This window comes from Centipeda sp. (in: firmicutes) (assembly GCF_057271695.1).
Window position 1 is genome coordinate 1 of the sequence record NZ_DBHIVL010000049.1, and the last position, 16706, is coordinate 16706.

Consider the following 16706-nt stretch of genomic DNA (forward strand, 5'->3'; position numbering starts at 1 on the left):
TTCGGACGAAAAATCTACGCCAATCTGACGGACTTCATTTTATCAGCGATTCCTTAAAGTAATGCCGGACGAAGAGAGAAAAGGAGTACAAAATGGCTGAACATGAAGAGCTGCACGATGATGATGTAATTGTTGAGTTCGAAGGGGAAGACGGCGAGATCCTTTCCTATCGTGAGGAGATGGTTCTCACGGTCGGTGCGGATCAGTTTGCTGTGCTCATCGAACTGACCGAGACCTCGGAGAATGAATTTGAAGAGGCTGAGGATGCGACGATTGCCAAAATCATCACGGATGAGGAAGGCAAGGAAACCTATATCGCTCCGACGGATGAGGAGTTTGAGGCGGTACGCCGTGCCTATGAAGAACTTCTTGAGGAGGAGGAAGAGTAAGTAGTGCGGAAGCTGTCATCAGAGGGAGATGACAGCTTTTTCATAGGGATGCTTACACGAAGAGGGGAGGAAGTGTTTTGAGGGAGTCATTGCAGGGAATATGGGACTTCTTGAAGCGCAATGGATTGCGCGAGGCGTTTGATGCCGTCTATCGTGGAAAGGGAACGGCACTCCAAAAAAAGATCGTGTTCGGAATTCCTGCCTTGGGAATTGCATTCTTTTTGATTGTCCTGTTCGTCATTGTTCCGCTGTCTGCGTCTTCGTCCTATACGGGGGAGCGCGGTGTTCCGATTTACTTTACCGTTCGTCCGGGCATGAGCGTGAGTGAGATCGGCAAGGAGCTGTACGAGCGCGGTGTCATCGACAGTGAGACAAAGTTTTGGTGGACGGCGAAACTGAACGGCTTTGAGAATAAGGTCAAGAGCGGTACATTTGCGTTGGAGGCGGGAATGTCGTCGCGTGACGCGCTGGAGACACTGGTCTATGGCAATACGGTAACGATCCGATTTACGATCCCCGAGGGCTTCGGTGTGCGAGAGATTGCCGCGCGGCTCGAGGATGAGGGACTTGTCAAGGCGGAGGATTTTATCGCGCTTGCCGCGACCTATCGCCCCTATCCCTATGTGGAGAAGCATGAGAACGTGCGCTATGCGGCGGAGGGGTTCCTCTTTCCCGACACCTATGAGATCAATGGGGAGTTCGACGCTGCGCGGATCATGGAGATGATGGCGGAGAACTTCGATCGCCGGCTGACGAAGGAGATGCGCACGCGTGCGAGGGAGATGGATCTCTCGATCTACGAACTGGTGACGCTCGCCTCGCTTGTCGAAAAGGAGGCGTATCATGAGGAGGATCGTCCGATCATCGCGCAGATCTTCTTGAAGCGTCTGCGTGTTGGTATGCCCCTGCAGGCAGATCCCACCGTGCAGTATCTGCTCGATGCGCCGAAGGAGGATCTGCTCTACCGCGATACGGAGGTCGCGTCGCCGTACAACACCTATCAGAATGTCGGGCTGCCGCCGGGACCGATTGCAAGCCCGGGGACGGCGTCGCTGAATGCGGTGCTGCATCCGGCGGATACGAATTATCTGTACTTCGTCGCCGATCGGAACGGGAACAATTACTATGCGACGAATTATGCAGATCATCTCGATCTCGTCGAGCGGGTGCGCTGAGATATATGGAGGCTGATGGATGAAGAAGCGACCTGAGCTGCTGGCACCTGCGGGAACGATGGAGAAGCTGCAGATGGCACTCGCCTACGGTGCGGACGCAGCATATCTCGGCGGTGCGCAGTTCGGATTGCGCGCGTTCGGCGGCAATTTCACGAACGAGGAGATCCGCGCGGCGGTGCAGCTCGCACATAGCACCGGGAAGAAGATCTATGTGACCGTCAATGTATTTCCGCACAATGATGATCTCGTGTCCCTGCCGGACTATCTGCGCTTTCTCGCAGAGGCGGGCGCGGATGCCGTGCTCGTCGCCGATCTCGGTGTATTTATGCTTGCACGCGAGGCGGCTCCTACGCTTCCCGTGCATATCAGCACGCAGGCGAACAATGTGAACTGGCGCACGGTGCGCGCATGGCAGGAGCTTGGTGCGGAGCGCGTTGTGCTCGCGCGGGAGCTTTCACGCGAGGAAATCTGCGAGATTCGCCGCCACACGTCGGTGGAGCTTGAGCTCTTCGTCCACGGGGCAATGTGCATCTCCTACTCGGGACGCTGCCTCCTCAGCAGCTATTTTACGGGGCGCGACGCGAACCGCGGCGGCTGCGCTCAGTCCTGCCGCTGGAAGTACGCACTCGTGGAGGCGTCCCGCCCCGGCGAATACTATCCCGTCGAGGAGGATGAGCGCGGCACCTACATCATGAACTCGAAGGATCTCTGTCTCCTCCCGTATCTGGACGAGATTGTCGCCGCAGGCATTGACAGCCTCAAGATCGAGGGGCGTATGAAGAGTGTTCACTATGTTGCGAGTGTGGTCAAGGCGTATCGCATGGCACTCGATGCCTGTCTCACGGGAGACTCCTATGAGGTGCAGGAGGCGTGGATGACGGAGCTTGGCAAGGTTTCGCACCGCGCCTACACGACGGGATTCTTCCTCGGCAAGACGACGGAGGCGGATCAGATCTACGGCCCGTCCTCCTATGAACAGACTTCGGATTTTGTCGGACTGGTGCGTTCCTATGACGCAGCCAGCGGTCTTGCGATGGTGGAGCAGCGCAACCACATGAAGGTGGGGCAGGAGATCGAGGTGTTTCAACCTGTGGGGACACCTTTTCGTCAGGAACTCGCAGAGATGTGGGATGAGGAGGGGGAGGAGATCACAGCTGCGCCGCACCCGCAGCAGATTGTCCGCATACGGATGGCGCAGCCGGTCGAGCCGGACAGCATTCTGCGCCGCGATGTACCGATGAAGAGGGAGGAACAATGATGGAGCAGGTGATTCGTCGCTATGCGTGCGCCGCAGGGCGTGTGCAGGGCGTGGGATTCCGTATGTTCGTCCGCCAGCAGGCGGTGATGAATGATATCACGGGCTGGGTAATGAATATGTCTGACGGTACGGTGACGATGGAGCTGCAGGGCGATGCCGCTGCTGTCGAGGCTGCGTTTGCCGCGATGCGCGCGGGTAATTATTTCATCCGCGTGGAGCGTTTGGATATTGAGGAGCGTGAGCCTGTGGAGGGCGAGCGTGACTTTTCCATCAAGTATTAGGAGCTGCTCATGGGTAAAATACTCGTAATGAATGGGCCGAATCTCAATTTGCTCGGCACGCGTGAGCCCGAGATTTATGGTTCTCTAACGCTTGCGGACATCCACGAGCGTCTGCGTCAACGTGCCAATGAGGCAGATCTGGATATCGAATTCATGCAGTCGAATCACGAGGGCGTGCTTGTGGATGCAATTCAGCGTGCACGCAGGACGGTGGACTACATCATCCTGAATGCAGGTGCGTTCACGCACTACAGCATTGCCCTCCGCGATGCGATTGCGGCGGTTGATGTGCCTGTCATCGAGGTACATCTCTCGAACATCCATCAGCGTGAGGAGTTTCGCCACAAATCTGTGATCGCTCCCGTCGTGCTCGGGCAGATCGCAGGGTTTGGTGCGGAGAGCTATATGGCGGCACTTGAGATCATTATCTGCCGCATGGGAGGTGCGCGATGAATATGGAGGCGCGCATTGCACGTCTGCGTGCGCTGCTTGCGGAGAAGATCGTGGATGCCGTTCTCATCACAAAAGAGGAAAATGTCCACTACTTCAGCGGATTTCGTGGGGATTCGACGGTGCTCCTCGTGACGCATGAACGCCTTCTGCTCGTTACGGACAGCCGCTATACGGAGCAGGCTGCGGTACAGGCACCCCTCTATGAGGTTGTGGAGCAGCGTGACGGGTTGTATCAAAAAGTGGCAGAACTTGCAGTGGACGCGGGTGTTGTCTCCCTTGCCTTCGAGGGCGGTGCACTTGTGTACGACCATGTAGTGAAACTACGCGGCTTCCTTGGCGACATTCCTCTGGATACCCCGCTGAATTTGGAGTCGCTGCGGCAGGTGAAGGATACGGATGAAATTGCGCTCATCCGCCGCGCGTGCAAAATTTCGGACGAGGGCTTTGCTCATATCCTTTCATACATTCAGCCGGGCATGACGGAGCTGGAGGTTGCGGCGGAGCTCGAGCATCATATGCGGACGCTCGGCTCGGAACGTCCTGCGTTTCCGACCATCATCGCCTCGGGCGTGCGCGGCAGTCTGCCGCATGGCGTTGCGAGCGATAAGGTGATCGCGCGCGGCGAACTCGTGACGATGGACTTTGGCGCGGTCTGTGCGGGCTATCATTCGGACATCACGCGTACCATCTGCGTGGGGCGGGCGGACGCACGGCAGCGTGAACTCTATGATGCGGTTCTCACAGCACAGCAGCGCGCATTGGCAGCACTGCGCCCCGGCGTGACGGGCATCGAGGTCGACCGTGTGGCGCGCGATTATCTCGCGGAGCACAATCTCAATCAGTATTTCGGGCACGGGCTTGGGCACAGTCTCGGACTTGAGATCCACGAGGAGCCGCGCCTCTCGAAGGCGGGGATGACCGTCTTGCAGGAGAATATGCTCATTACGGACGAGCCGGGCGTCTACATCCCCGCATGGGGCGGCATCCGCATCGAGGATACGGTGCTCATCACGGCGGACGGCGCGGAGCCGCTGACGCGCGCACCAAAAGAATTTATTGAAATCTGCATATAAAAACGGTATAATGATGTAATGAAACAATGTTATTGTATGGAGGAACGAATAATATGATTAACAGCACCGATTTCCGCACAGGTCTTACCATTGAGTACGATGGGGGCGTCTGGCAGATTGTTGATTTCCAGCATGTGAAGCCGGGGAAGGGTGCCGCGTTTGTCCGTACGAAGATCAAGAACGTCGAGACCGGTGCCGTGATCGAGCGCACGTTCAACCCGAACGAGAAGATGCCGGCTGCGCATCTTGAGACGCATACGATGCAGTTCCTCTATGAGGCGGACGGTGTCTATACGTTCATGAACACGGAGACCTACGAGCAGTCTGAGCTCACGCGTGAGCAGCTGGGCGATGCGCTGAACTACCTCATGGAGAACATGGAGGTTGCGATGCAGCAGTTCAAGGGCCGCATCATCGGCATCCAGCTTCCGAACTCCGTGAGCCTCAAGGTCGTCGAATGCGAGCCGAGCGTCAAGGGCAATACGGCGACGGGGGCAACGAAGATGGCAAAGGTCGAGACCGGTTACGAGGTACGCGTTCCTCTCTTCATCAACGAGGGCGATGTGCTTCGTATTGATACGCGCACGGGCAACTACATCGAGCGCGCTTAACAGCGGTTGAGGAGTTTTCTACGAATGGAGGATATGGACATGGACAATGAGAAGAACGCAGTGAAGAAGGAAACAGGGCTTGGCACGATTCGCGTTGCGGATGAGGTCGTTAGCATCATCGCAGGGCTTGCCACGACGGAGGTCGAGGGCATTGCGGGAATGAGCGGCGGTATTGCCGGCGGAATCGCGGAGATCCTTGGACGCAAGAACTTTTCCAAGGGTGTCAAGGTCGAGGTGGGCGAGAAGGAAGCCGCTGTTGATCTTTACATCATTGTGAAATATGGCATCCGCATCCCCGAGGTCGCACTTGCAGCGCAGGAGAATGTCAAGCGCGCGATCGAGACGATGACGGGACTCTCCGTGATCGAAGTCAATGTACATGTGCAGGGCGTCGGTTTCCCCGAGGAGGAGCCGAAGGTTGAGGAAGCGCGTGTACGCTGAATGTGAGTGAGGGGCTAAGCGATGGGAATCATAAATCGTCTGCTGCTCCTGCCCTACGCGCTCTTTACGATGGCACTCGCCGTTGCCGTGGCTGCCGTGGCTCTGCGGATTGTTCCGGAGAGCGTCTGGCTGAACGAGCTGCGCTATGTGCTCGCGCGTCAGGAGTTCTTGGCAGTGTGCGGTGTGTTCTTTCTCGTCAGCCTCAAGCTGTTCTTTGCGGTGTTTTCGAGAACATCGAGCTCTGTGCGGACGCATGGCGAATTCATGGTGGTCGACACGCCGGCGGGGGCGGTTCAGGTGGCTCTGCCCGCCGTGCGCGGCATTGTGGAGCGGGTGGCACTCGCCATGCAGGGGGTGCGTGCGGCAGCTGTCGTGATCTCCGTGCATGATGCACCGAAGGATGCCGTGGCGACACCGATGCAGGTGGAGCTCAAGATCACGCTTGCGGAGCATACGAGCCTGAATGCGGTATCGGAGGAGCTGACGGCGAAGGTACGTCAGGAGCTCCATGATGTACTCGGCATTCCGGATGTACCCGTAGCACTCCGCGTGACGGAGATCACGAACGCCGGATCTTCGTCGAAGCGTTCTGTGTCTTAGTAGGAGAGAGGCATGAAAGAAAATTTACTGCTCCTCCTTCAGGATCAATGGGAACATCATCGCGGACGAACAGTCGGGCTGCTGATCGGAACACTGTTCGGCATCTCCGTTCTGCTCTTTGGGTTCTGGCAGATCGTGTTCATTCTTCTGTGTGCGGGCATCGGTATGTATATCGGCTTGCGCGTGGAGCAGGTTGGAGGTTGGGCGGAACTGATAGATACGAGTGTCCTCAATCGACTGTTTCGGAGGATGCCATGAGCCGCAGACACGCGCGGGAAGCCGCGCTGCTGACGCTCTTTCAGCTGGAGTTTGGAGCAGATGACTCATCTGCCGAAAACGCCAGTGATCTTGCCATTGACGAGATCGAGGGGATCAAGGAGAAGGATCTTCCCTATGCGCATGCACTCGTGCAGGGAACGCGTGCGCATCTGGCGGAGATCGACGCGGAGATTGCACGCCTTGCGAAGGAGTGGAAGCTGCACCGTATGGCAGCCGTGGATCGCAATTTGATCCGCATGGCGTACTACGAGATGCGCTATCAGGAGGAACGCATCGATCCTCCTGTTGCAATCAACGAAGCGGTCGAGCTTGCAAAAAAATACGGTTCGGATGATGCGAGCCGCTATGTAAATGGGATCCTTGCGGCAATGCAAAAATCTGTTTGAGCAATCAATGACAAAGAAAGAATCCGTTGCGCGAGAATTTCGTGCAATGGTTCTTTTTTTGTCAATGTGGAAAGGTGTGCTATGACGGTTCATTCTGTCAGTGATGTCACGCGATACATCAAGGGATTGTTCGAGGGGGAGGAAATTCTCTCGGATCTCCTGATTCGCGGTGAAGTTTCCAATTTCAAACGCTATCCTTCGGGACACTGTTACTTTACGCTCAAGGATGCGGGTGCAAGCATGAAATGCGTCATGTTCAACGGCAATGCGCGCAATCTGCGCTTTACCCCCGAGAATGGGATGCAGGTCATTGCAGGCGGCAGTGTGTCCGTCTATGAACGTGACGGAGCGTATCAACTCTATGTAAACACGCTGACGCCGGAGGGGGCGGGGGCTCTCGCCCTTGCCTTTGAGCAGCTCAAGGAGAAGCTGTATGCCGAGGGACTGTTTGATGAGGCGCATAAGCAGCCTCTGCCGCGCTTTCCGCGTCGGATCGGGATTGTCACCTCGTCTGCCGGGGCGGTTCTGCGCGATATTCACAAGGTGGCAAAGCGTCGCTGGCCGGCGGTGCAGCTGATTCTCCATCCCGTGCTCGTACAGGGGGCGGAGGCTGCGGGACAGATTGCGGCGGCGATCCGCTTTTTCAACGAGAAATATCCCGTAGATGTACTCATTGTGGGGCGCGGTGGCGGCTCGGCTGAAGACCTCTGGGCGTTCAATGAAGAACCTGTTGTGCGGGCAATCTATGACTCGCGAATTCCGGTGATCTCTGCCGTCGGGCATGAGACGGATACGACGCTTGCGGACTTTGTCAGTGACCGCCGTGCGGCGACCCCGTCACAGGCGGCAGAGCTTGCCGTGCCGGACGCGACGGAGTTGCAGCAATATGCAGCAGGGCTTCTCGTGCGCCTTCACGCGGGGCGCAGACGGCAGATGGATCAGCGCAAAGCGCGTCTTCGTCTGCTCGTCGAGCGTCCGTGGTATCGGAATCCGAAACTCCTGCTTGCAGGTTCGATGCAGCGCACAGACCGCGCCGTGGAACGCCTTCACCGCGCGGCAAAGGACGGGCGCACAAACGCGCGTCATCGTCTCGAACTCGTACTGAAGCGTCTCGAACTTCTGAATCCCGTGCAGATTCTCTATCGTGGATTCAGTGTTGTAGAGAAGGATGGAAAGACGGTGACGCGCTCAAAGGCACTCGTTACAGGCGATCACTTGAATATCACATTTGCAGACGGAAAAGTATCTGCCGTGGTTGCGGCAAAGGAGAAACAGCATGGCGCGTAAAAAAGAGATGGCATTTGAGGAAGCACTTGGCGCATTGGAGCAGATTGTCACGGAAATAGAGACGGGAGAGCTGTCTCTCGCCGATCTCATGGCAAAGTATTCGGAGGGGATCAAGCTGTCGGATGTGTGCATGACCTCCCTCAAGCGCGCCGAGGAGACAATGGATCTTTTGGTGAAGGAAACAACGGCGGGCATCTCGGAAGAAAAACTGCAGATCGGAGGATGAGATGAAGGAGCTCTGGAAGAAACGGCAGGAACTTGTCGAGTGCGCACTGAAAGATGCGCTGGCACAGACGCCTGTACTCGATCCCGTTTTGCGGGAGTCGATGGAGTACAGCCTCATGGCGGGCGGAAAGCGTCTGCGCCCCGTACTTCTGATGGCGGCAGCGGATGCCGTTGGCGCAGATGGAACGAAGTTCCTGCCTGTTGCGTGTGCACTTGAGATGATCCACACCTATTCGCTCATCCACGACGATCTGCCCGCGATGGACGATGATGACTACCGCCGTGGGAAGCTGACCAATCATATGGTATACGGGGACGCTGTTGCAATCCTCGCGGGGGATGCACTCCTCACGCTTGCCTTCACGGTGATTCTGCGTCAGAAGGATGTGCCCGCAGAGGCTCTGCTGCGTGTGGTGGACGAGATCAGCCGTGCGGCGGGGGCCGAGGGCATGGTCGGCGGGCAGGTGCTCGATCTCAGAGCAGAGGGAGTCCGTATCTCGATGGAGGAGCTGCGCCGCGTCCACATGGGCAAGACGGGCGCACTCTTCCATGCGGCACTGCGCAGCGGGGCGATCCTTGCGGGCGCGACGGAGCAGCAGCTTGCGGCTCTCACATCATATGCCGATCACTTCGGACTGGCGTTCCAGATCACGGACGATATCCTCGATGTCATCGGAACCTCGGAGGAGATTGGCAAGCCCGTCGGCAGCGACGAGAAGAATCACAAGTCGACATACGTGTCGCTGACCTCTCTGGAGGAGGCGCAGGAGCTTGCACGCCGTATGGCAGAGGACGCAGAGACGGCACTCTCCATTTTTGGTACAGAGGCAGACTTTTTGCGTGAGCTTGTCGCGTATCTCGTGAATCGAAAGCAATAGGGGATATGAAGAAAGAGCGGTTGGATGTCCTGCTCGTGGAGCAGGGATTTGCCCCCAGTCGGGAGCGTGCAAAGCGGCTCATCATGGCGGGACAGGTGCTCGCAGATGAGCAGCGCATTGACAAGGCGGGCACAACAGTATCCGTGGATGCCGTGCTGCGCGTTGTGGGCGAGGATCTTCTCTATGTCAGCCGTGGCGGACTGAAACTGGAAAAGGGAATGGCGGTCTTCGGTGCTGTCCTTACGGGGAAAACGGCAGCAGATATCGGTGCATCGACGGGCGGCTTTACAGACTGTATGCTTCAGAACGGTGCGGCAAAGGTGTTTGCCATCGACGTCGGCTATGGGCAGCTCGACTGGAAGCTGCGCACGGATGCGCGTGTCGTCAATATGGAGCGCACGAATATCCGCAATGTGACACCTGAGATGCTGGGCACACCTCTGGACTTTGCCTCCATTGACGTGGCATTTATCTCGCTGGACAAGGTGCTGCCTGTCGTTCGGACACTCCTTTCGCCGAATGGAGAGGTGATTGCACTCATCAAGCCGCAGTTCGAGGCGGGCAGGGAGCGTGTGGGCAAGAACGGTGTTGTCCGCGATCCTGCCGTGCATGAGGATGTGATTCACAAGGTACTTCGTGTGGCAGAGGAACAGGAATTTTTTCCTACGGGTCTTACGTTTTCCCCTGTAAAGGGTCCGAAGGGGAATATTGAATACCTTCTGTATCTCAAGGTGCAGGGGGAAGGGGAACGACAGATCGATGCAGCATCTGTGCACGAGATTGTGGTAGAGGCGCATCGGACGCTGGATGGGTGAGGTGCTGATATTTCTATGAGGACAGTTGCGGTTTTTCCGAATCTGATTAAGCCGGAGACGCGCGATATTCTCGTGCGGATTCGTGCGTTTTTCGATGCGCGTGAGACACGCATCATGCTGCCGTATGCGCGTGCGGCGGAGCTCGGCATGGAGGACTGCGGCGTACAGGACATCGAGCGTCAGCCAGCGGATTTCGCGCTCAGTCTCGGCGGGGACGGAACGCTGCTCGGCATCTGTCGCCGCTATGCGGAGAACCCCGTGCCGGTCTGCGGCATCAACATGGGAACGCTCGGCTTTATGGCGGACATCGAGCAGAACGAGCTGGAGACGCGCCTCAAGCAGCTCTGTGCGGGGGATTATCGCGTCGAATGGCGGCGATTCCTCGCAGGCTATGTGACGAAGCCGGACGGTGCGGAGCATTTTCTGGGGCACGCCATCAACGATATTGTTGTGATGAAGGGCGACCCCGCGCGCATCATCTCCCTTGCGCTGCGGGTCAACGAGACACCGCTCGTTGAGTGCAAGGCGGACGGTTTCATCGTTGCCACGCCGACGGGCTCCACGGCGTACGCACTCTCGGCGGGCGGGCCTATCATGAATCCGATGGTGAAGGGGCTCGTCCTCACACCGATCTGTGCACATACGCTGAATATTCGTCCGCTCATCATCCGCGTGGAGGATGTCGTGCACATCCATCTCGTCGATACGCGGCAGAGCATTATCGTTACGCTCGACGGGCAGGAGACGACGCCGATTCATGCGGACGACACGGTGACGGTCAAATCCTCGGATGTACGCGCGGGCATCATCAAATTTGCGGACAAGGACTACTATCAGACATTGCGTACAAAACTCTGGAGAAACTGCTAGGAGAGAGCGGAATGAAAAGTCGGCGCCACGAACTCATCAAGAAGATCATCGGTGAGGAAATCATCGAGACGCAGGAGGCTCTTGCCGAGGCTCTGCGCGCGCAGCATATGCGCGTCACGCAGGCGACCATCTCGCGGGATATCAAGGAGCTTTTCCTCATCAAAGTCCCCGCAGGAAACGGACGCTATCGCTATGCAGTATCCCCACACGAGAGCGTGCGGTTCTCCGAGGGGCGGATGAAGCGGCTCTTCAAGGACAATGTGATCCTGTGTGACTTCAGTGAGAACATCGTTCTTGTGAAAACGATACCCGGTGCTGCTGCGACCGTCGCGTCTGCGCTTGACAGTTCGGACTGGCAGGAACTTATCGGTACGGTTGCGGGCGACGACAGTATCTTCGTCCTTGTCAAGCCGAAGTCTGCGGCAGAGAAGATCGTTGCGCGCATTCATGAACTGATTCGGTGAGGGGAGGGAAACGCTATGCTGCAAAGTCTGCGTGTATGGAATTTTGCGCTGCTTGAGGAGGTCGCCGTCGAGTTTGGCACGGGGCTCAACATCCTCACGGGCGAGACAGGTGCGGGTAAATCCATCCTGATCGATGCGCTCGGGGCAATTCTCGGGCAGCGCGTCTCGAGCGATGCCATTCGCAGCGGTGCGGATGCCCTGCGCGTCGAGGCGGTGTTTTCGCTTGATGAGAGCGATGCGGAGCTGTGTGCTCTGCTCGCGGAGCAGGAAATCGAATGCGAGGATGAACTCATCGTCTTGCGCAAGATTGCGCGGACGGGCAAGGGATCGATCCTCGTCAACGGCAGTCATGTCACACTGACCTTTCTAAAAAAAATCGCTCCGTATCTCGTGGATATCCACGGGCAGAACGAGAACCTTGCCCTTCTGCGTGAAGACGCACAGCGCAATCTGCTTGAGGGCGGGGACAGCGATCTGCGCACGCGTCTTGCCGCATATATGCAGGTCTATGCGGATTGGAAGGAAAAGACGCGCCTCAGAGAGGAGCGTGCGGAGGAGATTGAGAACATCGGCGAGCGTTTGGAGCTGCTGCGCTGGCAGGAGAAGGAGATTGCCGAGGCAGAGCTGACGGTGGGCGAGGACGAAGAACTCGAGACGGAGATTCGCCGTCTTTCCCATGCGGAGCGTCTCGTCGAGAATGCTGCCGAGGCGGCGAATTTGCTCAGCGAGGATGGGGAGGAGGGGCTCGCCGTCCTGTCCGCGCTCGCACGGGTCACCCATGCACTCGATGAGGTTGCGCGCTATGACGACGCTCTCGCGAACGCACAGAATATGATCGAGGAGGCATACATCTCCCTGCAGGAGGCGTCCTATGAGGTGCGTGACTACCTCGACGGCATCGATGCCGACCCTGCGCGTCTCGATCGCATCCAGACGCGTATGGATGTGATTGACCGTCTCAAAAAGAAATACGGCGGGACGATCCCCGCCGTACTCGAACGCCTTTCCTCCGTTCGCAGTGAACTGGAAAGCGTCGACAACTATGATATGGACATGGCGCAGTTGGACAAAGAAATCGGCACACTTCACAAACAACTGAAGAACCTTGCGGCGGAGCTGACTGCACGCAGACAGGAGGTCGGCGCGGCACTTTCTGCCGACATTGCGCGTGAACTCCAGGGGCTCGGCATGGCAAAGGCTCGTTTCCGCATTGTTGTCACCCCCGCAGAGAAATACACAAGCCGCGGCGCGGACAGTCTCGCCATGCTATTTTCCGCAAACGTGGGCGAGGAGGAGAAGCCCCTCGAAAAAATCGCCTCGGGTGGCGAGCTCTCGCGCATTGCACTCGCCATCAAATCCATCGTCGCCGCACGCGATACGGGCGGGACGAGCATGGTGTTCGATGAGATCGACACGGGCATCGGCGGGCGCACAGCCCAGATGGTCGCCGAGCGCATCGCCTTCGTCGCGCACTACAAGCAGGTTCTCTGCATCACGCATCTGCCGCAGATTGCGTGTATGGCGGACAACCATCTCTACATCGCAAAGCGTGTCAAGGGTGACGCAACAGTGACACAGGTGACTGCACTCTCTGACGAAGAACGCGTGCGCGAGATCGCACGCATGGCATCCGGCGATGATGTCACCGAGGCGGCACTCGCGAATGCGCGTGAAATGCTCGCGGGTGCGGAGAAGAAGAAGACCGATTTTCCGAAGAAATTGAAGACAAAGAATTGAGAGGTATCCCGTGAAGAGAGCCGGAATGAAACGTATCCTGCTTGCAGGACTCGCAGCAGCATCACTCTGTATGGGCAGCGTCCATGCAGAGCCAACGGCACAGCAAATGCCGTCACCGCTCGTTTCCTATACGAGCGTGCGTGACGCATGGGCGGTCGCAGGGCTGCCTGTCTATACGCCGACCCTCCTGCCCGTCGGCTACGCGCAGAAGGATATCATCGTCATTGACAGGAGCCTCGCCGAGATCTTCTACCGCAATGAGGCGGGCAAGGAAATTCTGTTCCGCATGGCGAAGGGCGATGCGGACATCAGTGGCGACAATACGGTCTATGAGGTCAATCAGGTCGTGCAGGTCGGACGTCAGTATATCCGCGTCAAGGGGACGGAAAATCGCGTCAGCCTTGCACTTTGGTCGCGCGGCGGCTACACATTCTCCCTCTCGTTTGAAGAACCCGTCTCCATTGAGGCGGTACAGGCTATCGTCAGCACAATATCGTGGAACTGAACAGCGATTCTCAACATAGAAGAGATTCCATCCGTCATACCGACGTTTGGAATCTTTTTTGTTGTCTCCTTATTCATCCATAAATCATTGCACAGACACTTAAGGAATCGCTGCCGCCGTTCCAGTAATTTGTTACAACATCATCATAAATATCGATGGACGTACTTGACAAAATAATATGGAGTAAGGTATCATACGCATTGCAGAGATAGTTTCATTATCATTTGCGTTGATAATAATGCGGATTTTAGGAGGTATCTTGATTGACGCTGAAGGATGGAAAGCCGGGAATGTTGTTGAAGATTTTGCAAATTGATGAGTCGCCGCTCAAGCAGCGTCTTATGTCGATGGGGATGATTCCGGGAACGAAGGTGATGGTTCTGCGTTCGGCACCTATGGGGGATCCGATCGCGATTGGCATTCGCTCGTATAATCTCGCCATGCGGCGCGAGGACGCAGCACTCATATCTGTCGAGCAGGTCGGTTAAGGGGAGATCGGAGATATGTCAGCATTGGCAGTTGCACTTACCGGCAATCCGAATACCGGCAAATCGACCATATTCAACGCACTGACGGGTGCACGTCAGAAAATCGGAAACTGGCCGGGGGTTACGGTTGACAAGAAAATCGGTCACACGCATTACAAGGGGCGGGCGATTTCCATCGTCGACCTTCCGGGGACGTACAGCATCAACGCCCGCTCGCCGGAGGAACAAATCGTCATCGACTACTTGACGAGCACGAAGCTGGATCTTGTCCTGAATGTCGTGGACAGCTCGAACATCGAGCGCAATCTTTTCCTCACAGTGCAGCTTTTGGAGAAGGGGATTCCGCTCCTTATTGATCTCAATATGCAGGACGATGCGCAGCGCCGCGGGATCAAGATCGACACGGCGAAGCTCGAAGAGGCGCTCGGCATGCCCACCGTCGAGACGACGGGGCGCAGTAGCAAGAGTACAAAGACGTTGCTCGATGTCTTTACGAGTACGGTCATGGCACGGTACCAGCCGAGTGACCTCGTCAAGGAGCATATCGCGAAGATCCATGAGATCGAGAGCAGTTCGCGTACGGAGGCGGAGAAGGAGGAGGCGATCATCGAGGCGCGCTATGCACTCATCGATCAGGTCGTGCGGTATGCCGTAACCGTGCAGAATGTCGGTGCGACGAGTTCGGAGAAAATGGATCGTTTTCTTGCGAACGGTGCGCTTGCACTGCCGATCTTCCTCTTGATCCTCTATGCGGTCTTTCAGATCACGTTTACATGGATCGGTCAGCCCATTGCCGACGAACTCGAGGTGCTCATCAACGATGAGTTCCTGAACTTTGTCAAGGATTCGCTTGTAGCGGCGGGGGTCGCGGACTGGATGATCTCACTTGTCACGGACGGCATCATCGCGGGTGTCGGCTCGGTGCTGACGTTCGTTCCACTCATCTTCGTTCTGTTCTTCTGCCTCTCGTTCCTCGACGGCACGGGCTACATGGCGCGTATCGCGTTTATCACGGATCCGATTATGCGCCGCTGCGGGCTGACGGGCAAGGGGATCATGCCGCTGATGATGGGCTTCGGCTGCGCCGTTCCGTCCATCATGGGTGCGCGTGCACTCGACTCGGAAAAGGATCGCATGATCTCGATCCTTGTCACGCCATTCCTGACCTGCGGTGCAAAGCTGCCGATCATGGCACTGTTTGCTGCGATGTTCTTTCCCAACAATGCGGCGAACGTTGTCTTCCTCATGTATATCATCGGCATGGTCATGGCAATCATCGTGGCGCAGGTGCTCGGTTCGACGCTCTTTAAGGCACAGGGCTCGACCTTCCTGTTGGAGCTCCCGCCGTACCGTATGCCCGATATGAATTCGGTTCTCTTGGAGACGTGGGACAAGGGCAAGGGCTATCTCATCAAAGCGGGTACGATTATCTTTGCGGCATCGGTCATCCTTTGGTTTATGTCGAACTACAACTTCAGCGGTCCGTGCGAGATTGAGGACAGCATCCTCGCGACGCTCGGCGGCTGGATGTCTGCGCTCTTCACGTTCCACGGCTTTGCAACGTGGGAGGCTGGCGCGGCTGTCCTCTCCGGCATCATGGCGAAGGAAACGGTCGTTGCGACAATCGGCATTCTCTATGGTGTTGCCGATGTCTCAACCGAGGCGGCAGATGCGGTCGATACGGCATCCACAATGCTTCAGACAGGTATGGGCGCAGCGTTTACAAGCCTTTCTGCGCTTGCCTTCATGGTGTTCTCGCAGCTTTACACGCCCTGTGTCACGTCACTCGGTACGCTTAGGAAAGAGACGGGCGCGTGGAAATGGGTCGGCTTCTCTGCCGTCTATATGTTCGCGATTGCTTGGCTTGTTTCGCTTCTTGTCTATCAGATCGGTCGGATGCTCGGCTTCTGATGAGAGGATTCCGTTTTATGGACTGAGGGAGGGATTCCTGTGGCAACCTTTGTCGTCGGTGTGCTCGTGGCGGTCGCACTCTTTTTTGCAGTTCACCATGTCTACCGTAACTTTTGCATGGGCAGGGAGGACTGCTGTGGCAGCGGCTGTTCGTCTTGTGATGAGCATTCCTCTTCCTGCCATTCGACGAAACAACAGTAGTAATGAAAGAAAAGCGCGTTCCGTATGGGGCGCGCTTTTTGTATCATCAAGATCTCCGATCCCCAATTGGCGGCATTTGGAATCTCTTTTCCTTGTAAAAGAATCATTAGGCAGCATATCCTTTCCTGTGTTATAATTTTCTTATATTTGAAATACAGGAGGGGATACCTTTCTACACGTTCAGTTTTGAGTAGCCGATAAGGGAAACGCTGATAAAACACGGATAATAAGGCTTGGGTTATCCACAGGCATTAGTTCTACAGTTTCCCATGCAAAAAGTGGAAAAGCATGCCCCTATCTCTTTCTTTCCTTCCCCGAACCTCCCGTTTGAACGGGAGGTTCGAGAAAAAGGGCACACTTATCCCGTTGTCATGCAAAA

Annotated in this window: 22 protein-coding genes; all 22 read left to right on the top strand. The window is 56.6% G+C overall.

Going from position 1 to position 16706, the window contains the following annotated elements; translation table 11 throughout:
• Window positions 1–92 precede the first annotated feature (92 nt).
• The 22 genes from ACO6BQ_RS08255 to ACO6BQ_RS08360 all read left to right on the top strand — a co-directional run bounded on the left by ACO6BQ_RS08255 (window position 93) and on the right by ACO6BQ_RS08360 (window position 16327).
• Window positions 93–389, top strand: a complete 297-nt coding sequence (locus ACO6BQ_RS08255) for a DUF1292 domain-containing protein (RefSeq protein ID WP_489120388.1) — start codon at window positions 93–95, stop codon at window positions 387–389.
• Window positions 390–466: 77 nt separating this feature from the next.
• Window positions 467–1564 carry an endolytic transglycosylase MltG gene (mltG, locus tag ACO6BQ_RS08260; RefSeq protein ID WP_489120389.1) on the top strand — a complete coding sequence of 366 codons (1098 nt, stop codon included), beginning with the start codon at window positions 467–469 and terminating at the stop codon, window positions 1562–1564.
• Between the two features lie 19 nt (window positions 1565–1583).
• Window positions 1584–2822, top strand: coding sequence for a peptidase U32 family protein (locus ACO6BQ_RS08265; RefSeq protein ID WP_489120390.1), 1239 nt, complete (start codon window positions 1584–1586; stop codon window positions 2820–2822).
• Window positions 2822–3103 (top strand): acylphosphatase, encoded by a 282-nt coding sequence (locus tag ACO6BQ_RS08270; RefSeq protein WP_489120409.1) that lies wholly within the window; start codon window positions 2822–2824, stop codon window positions 3101–3103. The genes ACO6BQ_RS08265 and ACO6BQ_RS08270 overlap by 1 nt, the downstream gene beginning before the upstream one ends.
• Before the next feature lie 9 nt (window positions 3104–3112).
• Window positions 3113–3556 (top strand): type II 3-dehydroquinate dehydratase, encoded by a 444-nt coding sequence (gene aroQ / locus ACO6BQ_RS08275; RefSeq protein WP_489120391.1) that lies wholly within the window; start codon window positions 3113–3115, stop codon window positions 3554–3556.
• Window positions 3553–4629, top strand: coding sequence for a M24 family metallopeptidase (locus ACO6BQ_RS08280; protein WP_489120392.1), 1077 nt, complete (start codon window positions 3553–3555; stop codon window positions 4627–4629). The genes aroQ and ACO6BQ_RS08280 overlap by 4 nt, the downstream gene beginning before the upstream one ends.
• Before the next feature lie 53 nt (window positions 4630–4682).
• On the top strand, window positions 4683–5240 hold the full coding sequence (gene efp, locus ACO6BQ_RS08285) for an elongation factor P (protein WP_489120393.1): 558 nt from the start codon (window positions 4683–4685) through the stop codon (window positions 5238–5240).
• A gap of 24 nt (window positions 5241–5264) precedes the next feature.
• A complete protein-coding gene (locus ACO6BQ_RS08290; protein ID WP_489120394.1) occupies window positions 5265–5681 on the top strand; it encodes an Asp23/Gls24 family envelope stress response protein in 417 nt (138 codons plus the stop codon).
• A 21-nt stretch (window positions 5682–5702) separates the two neighbouring features.
• Window positions 5703–6281, top strand: a complete 579-nt coding sequence (gene amaP / locus ACO6BQ_RS08295) for an alkaline shock response membrane anchor protein AmaP (protein ID WP_489120395.1) — start codon at window positions 5703–5705, stop codon at window positions 6279–6281.
• Between the two features lie 12 nt (window positions 6282–6293).
• Entirely contained in the window at window positions 6294–6539 is a 246-nt protein-coding gene (locus ACO6BQ_RS08300; protein WP_489120396.1) for a DUF2273 domain-containing protein, read from the top strand.
• Window positions 6536–6946, top strand: coding sequence for a transcription antitermination factor NusB (gene nusB, locus ACO6BQ_RS08305; RefSeq protein WP_489120397.1), 411 nt, complete (start codon window positions 6536–6538; stop codon window positions 6944–6946). Before ACO6BQ_RS08300 ends, nusB begins: the two co-directional genes overlap by 4 nt.
• A gap of 81 nt (window positions 6947–7027) precedes the next feature.
• Window positions 7028–8233, top strand: coding sequence for an exodeoxyribonuclease VII large subunit (xseA, locus tag ACO6BQ_RS08310; protein WP_489120398.1), 1206 nt, complete (start codon window positions 7028–7030; stop codon window positions 8231–8233).
• Window positions 8223–8459 (top strand): exodeoxyribonuclease VII small subunit, encoded by a 237-nt coding sequence (gene xseB / locus ACO6BQ_RS08315; protein ID WP_489120399.1) that lies wholly within the window; start codon window positions 8223–8225, stop codon window positions 8457–8459. The genes xseA and xseB overlap by 11 nt, the downstream gene beginning before the upstream one ends.
• A gap of 1 nt (window position 8460) precedes the next feature.
• A complete protein-coding gene (locus tag ACO6BQ_RS08320) occupies window positions 8461–9336 on the top strand; it encodes a polyprenyl synthetase family protein (RefSeq protein WP_489120400.1) in 876 nt (291 codons plus the stop codon).
• 5 nt (window positions 9337–9341) lie between these two features.
• Window positions 9342–10151: a TlyA family RNA methyltransferase gene (locus ACO6BQ_RS08325; protein ID WP_489120401.1), complete on the top strand. Its 810-nt coding sequence runs from the start codon at window positions 9342–9344 to the stop codon at window positions 10149–10151.
• A 15-nt stretch (window positions 10152–10166) separates the two neighbouring features.
• Entirely contained in the window at window positions 10167–11021 is an 855-nt protein-coding gene (locus ACO6BQ_RS08330; protein ID WP_489120402.1) for an NAD(+)/NADH kinase, read from the top strand.
• Window positions 11022–11032: 11 nt separating this feature from the next.
• Window positions 11033–11485, top strand: a complete 453-nt coding sequence (gene argR / locus ACO6BQ_RS08335) for an arginine repressor (RefSeq protein ID WP_489120403.1) — start codon at window positions 11033–11035, stop codon at window positions 11483–11485.
• A 15-nt stretch (window positions 11486–11500) separates the two neighbouring features.
• A complete protein-coding gene (gene recN, locus ACO6BQ_RS08340) occupies window positions 11501–13222 on the top strand; it encodes a DNA repair protein RecN (RefSeq protein WP_489120404.1) in 1722 nt (573 codons plus the stop codon).
• 25 nt (window positions 13223–13247) lie between these two features.
• Entirely contained in the window at window positions 13248–13727 is a 480-nt protein-coding gene (locus ACO6BQ_RS08345) for a DUF4367 domain-containing protein (RefSeq protein ID WP_489120405.1), read from the top strand.
• Between the two features lie 263 nt (window positions 13728–13990).
• Window positions 13991–14215, top strand: a complete 225-nt coding sequence (locus tag ACO6BQ_RS08350; RefSeq protein ID WP_489120406.1) for a FeoA family protein — start codon at window positions 13991–13993, stop codon at window positions 14213–14215.
• 15 nt (window positions 14216–14230) lie between these two features.
• Window positions 14231–16126: a ferrous iron transport protein B gene (gene feoB, locus ACO6BQ_RS08355; protein ID WP_489120407.1), complete on the top strand. Its 1896-nt coding sequence runs from the start codon at window positions 14231–14233 to the stop codon at window positions 16124–16126.
• Between the two features lie 39 nt (window positions 16127–16165).
• Window positions 16166–16327, top strand: a complete 162-nt coding sequence (locus ACO6BQ_RS08360; RefSeq protein WP_489120408.1) for a FeoB-associated Cys-rich membrane protein — start codon at window positions 16166–16168, stop codon at window positions 16325–16327.
• Window positions 16328–16706: the final 379 nt, after the last annotated feature.

Bases quoted from the DNA above. Each gene is read 5' to 3' on its own strand.
- ACO6BQ_RS08255 (WP_489120388.1), top strand. From the start codon at position 93: ATGGCTGAACATGAAGAGCTGCACGATGATGATGTAATTGTTGAGTTC.
- ACO6BQ_RS08265 (WP_489120390.1), top strand. From the start codon at position 1,584: ATGAAGAAGCGACCTGAGCTGCTGGCACCTGCGGGAACGATGGAGAAG.
- ACO6BQ_RS08270 (WP_489120409.1), top strand. From the start codon at position 2,822: ATGGAGCAGGTGATTCGTCGCTATGCGTGCGCCGCAGGGCGTGTGCAG.
- aroQ (WP_489120391.1), top strand. From the start codon at position 3,113: ATGGGTAAAATACTCGTAATGAATGGGCCGAATCTCAATTTGCTCGGC.
- ACO6BQ_RS08280 (WP_489120392.1), top strand. From the start codon at position 3,553: ATGAATATGGAGGCGCGCATTGCACGTCTGCGTGCGCTGCTTGCGGAG.
- efp (WP_489120393.1), top strand. From the start codon at position 4,683: ATGATTAACAGCACCGATTTCCGCACAGGTCTTACCATTGAGTACGAT.
- ACO6BQ_RS08290 (WP_489120394.1), top strand. From the start codon at position 5,265: ATGGAGGATATGGACATGGACAATGAGAAGAACGCAGTGAAGAAGGAA.
- amaP (WP_489120395.1), top strand. From the start codon at position 5,703: ATGGGAATCATAAATCGTCTGCTGCTCCTGCCCTACGCGCTCTTTACG.
- ACO6BQ_RS08300 (WP_489120396.1), top strand. From the start codon at position 6,294: ATGAAAGAAAATTTACTGCTCCTCCTTCAGGATCAATGGGAACATCAT.
- nusB (WP_489120397.1), top strand. From the start codon at position 6,536: ATGAGCCGCAGACACGCGCGGGAAGCCGCGCTGCTGACGCTCTTTCAG.
- xseA (WP_489120398.1), top strand. From the start codon at position 7,028: ATGACGGTTCATTCTGTCAGTGATGTCACGCGATACATCAAGGGATTG.
- xseB (WP_489120399.1), top strand. From the start codon at position 8,223: ATGGCGCGTAAAAAAGAGATGGCATTTGAGGAAGCACTTGGCGCATTG.
- ACO6BQ_RS08320 (WP_489120400.1), top strand. From the start codon at position 8,461: ATGAAGGAGCTCTGGAAGAAACGGCAGGAACTTGTCGAGTGCGCACTG.
- ACO6BQ_RS08325 (WP_489120401.1), top strand. From the start codon at position 9,342: ATGAAGAAAGAGCGGTTGGATGTCCTGCTCGTGGAGCAGGGATTTGCC.
- ACO6BQ_RS08330 (WP_489120402.1), top strand. From the start codon at position 10,167: ATGAGGACAGTTGCGGTTTTTCCGAATCTGATTAAGCCGGAGACGCGC.
- argR (WP_489120403.1), top strand. From the start codon at position 11,033: ATGAAAAGTCGGCGCCACGAACTCATCAAGAAGATCATCGGTGAGGAA.
- recN (WP_489120404.1), top strand. From the start codon at position 11,501: ATGCTGCAAAGTCTGCGTGTATGGAATTTTGCGCTGCTTGAGGAGGTC.
- ACO6BQ_RS08345 (WP_489120405.1), top strand. From the start codon at position 13,248: ATGAAACGTATCCTGCTTGCAGGACTCGCAGCAGCATCACTCTGTATG.
- feoB (WP_489120407.1), top strand. From the start codon at position 14,231: ATGTCAGCATTGGCAGTTGCACTTACCGGCAATCCGAATACCGGCAAA.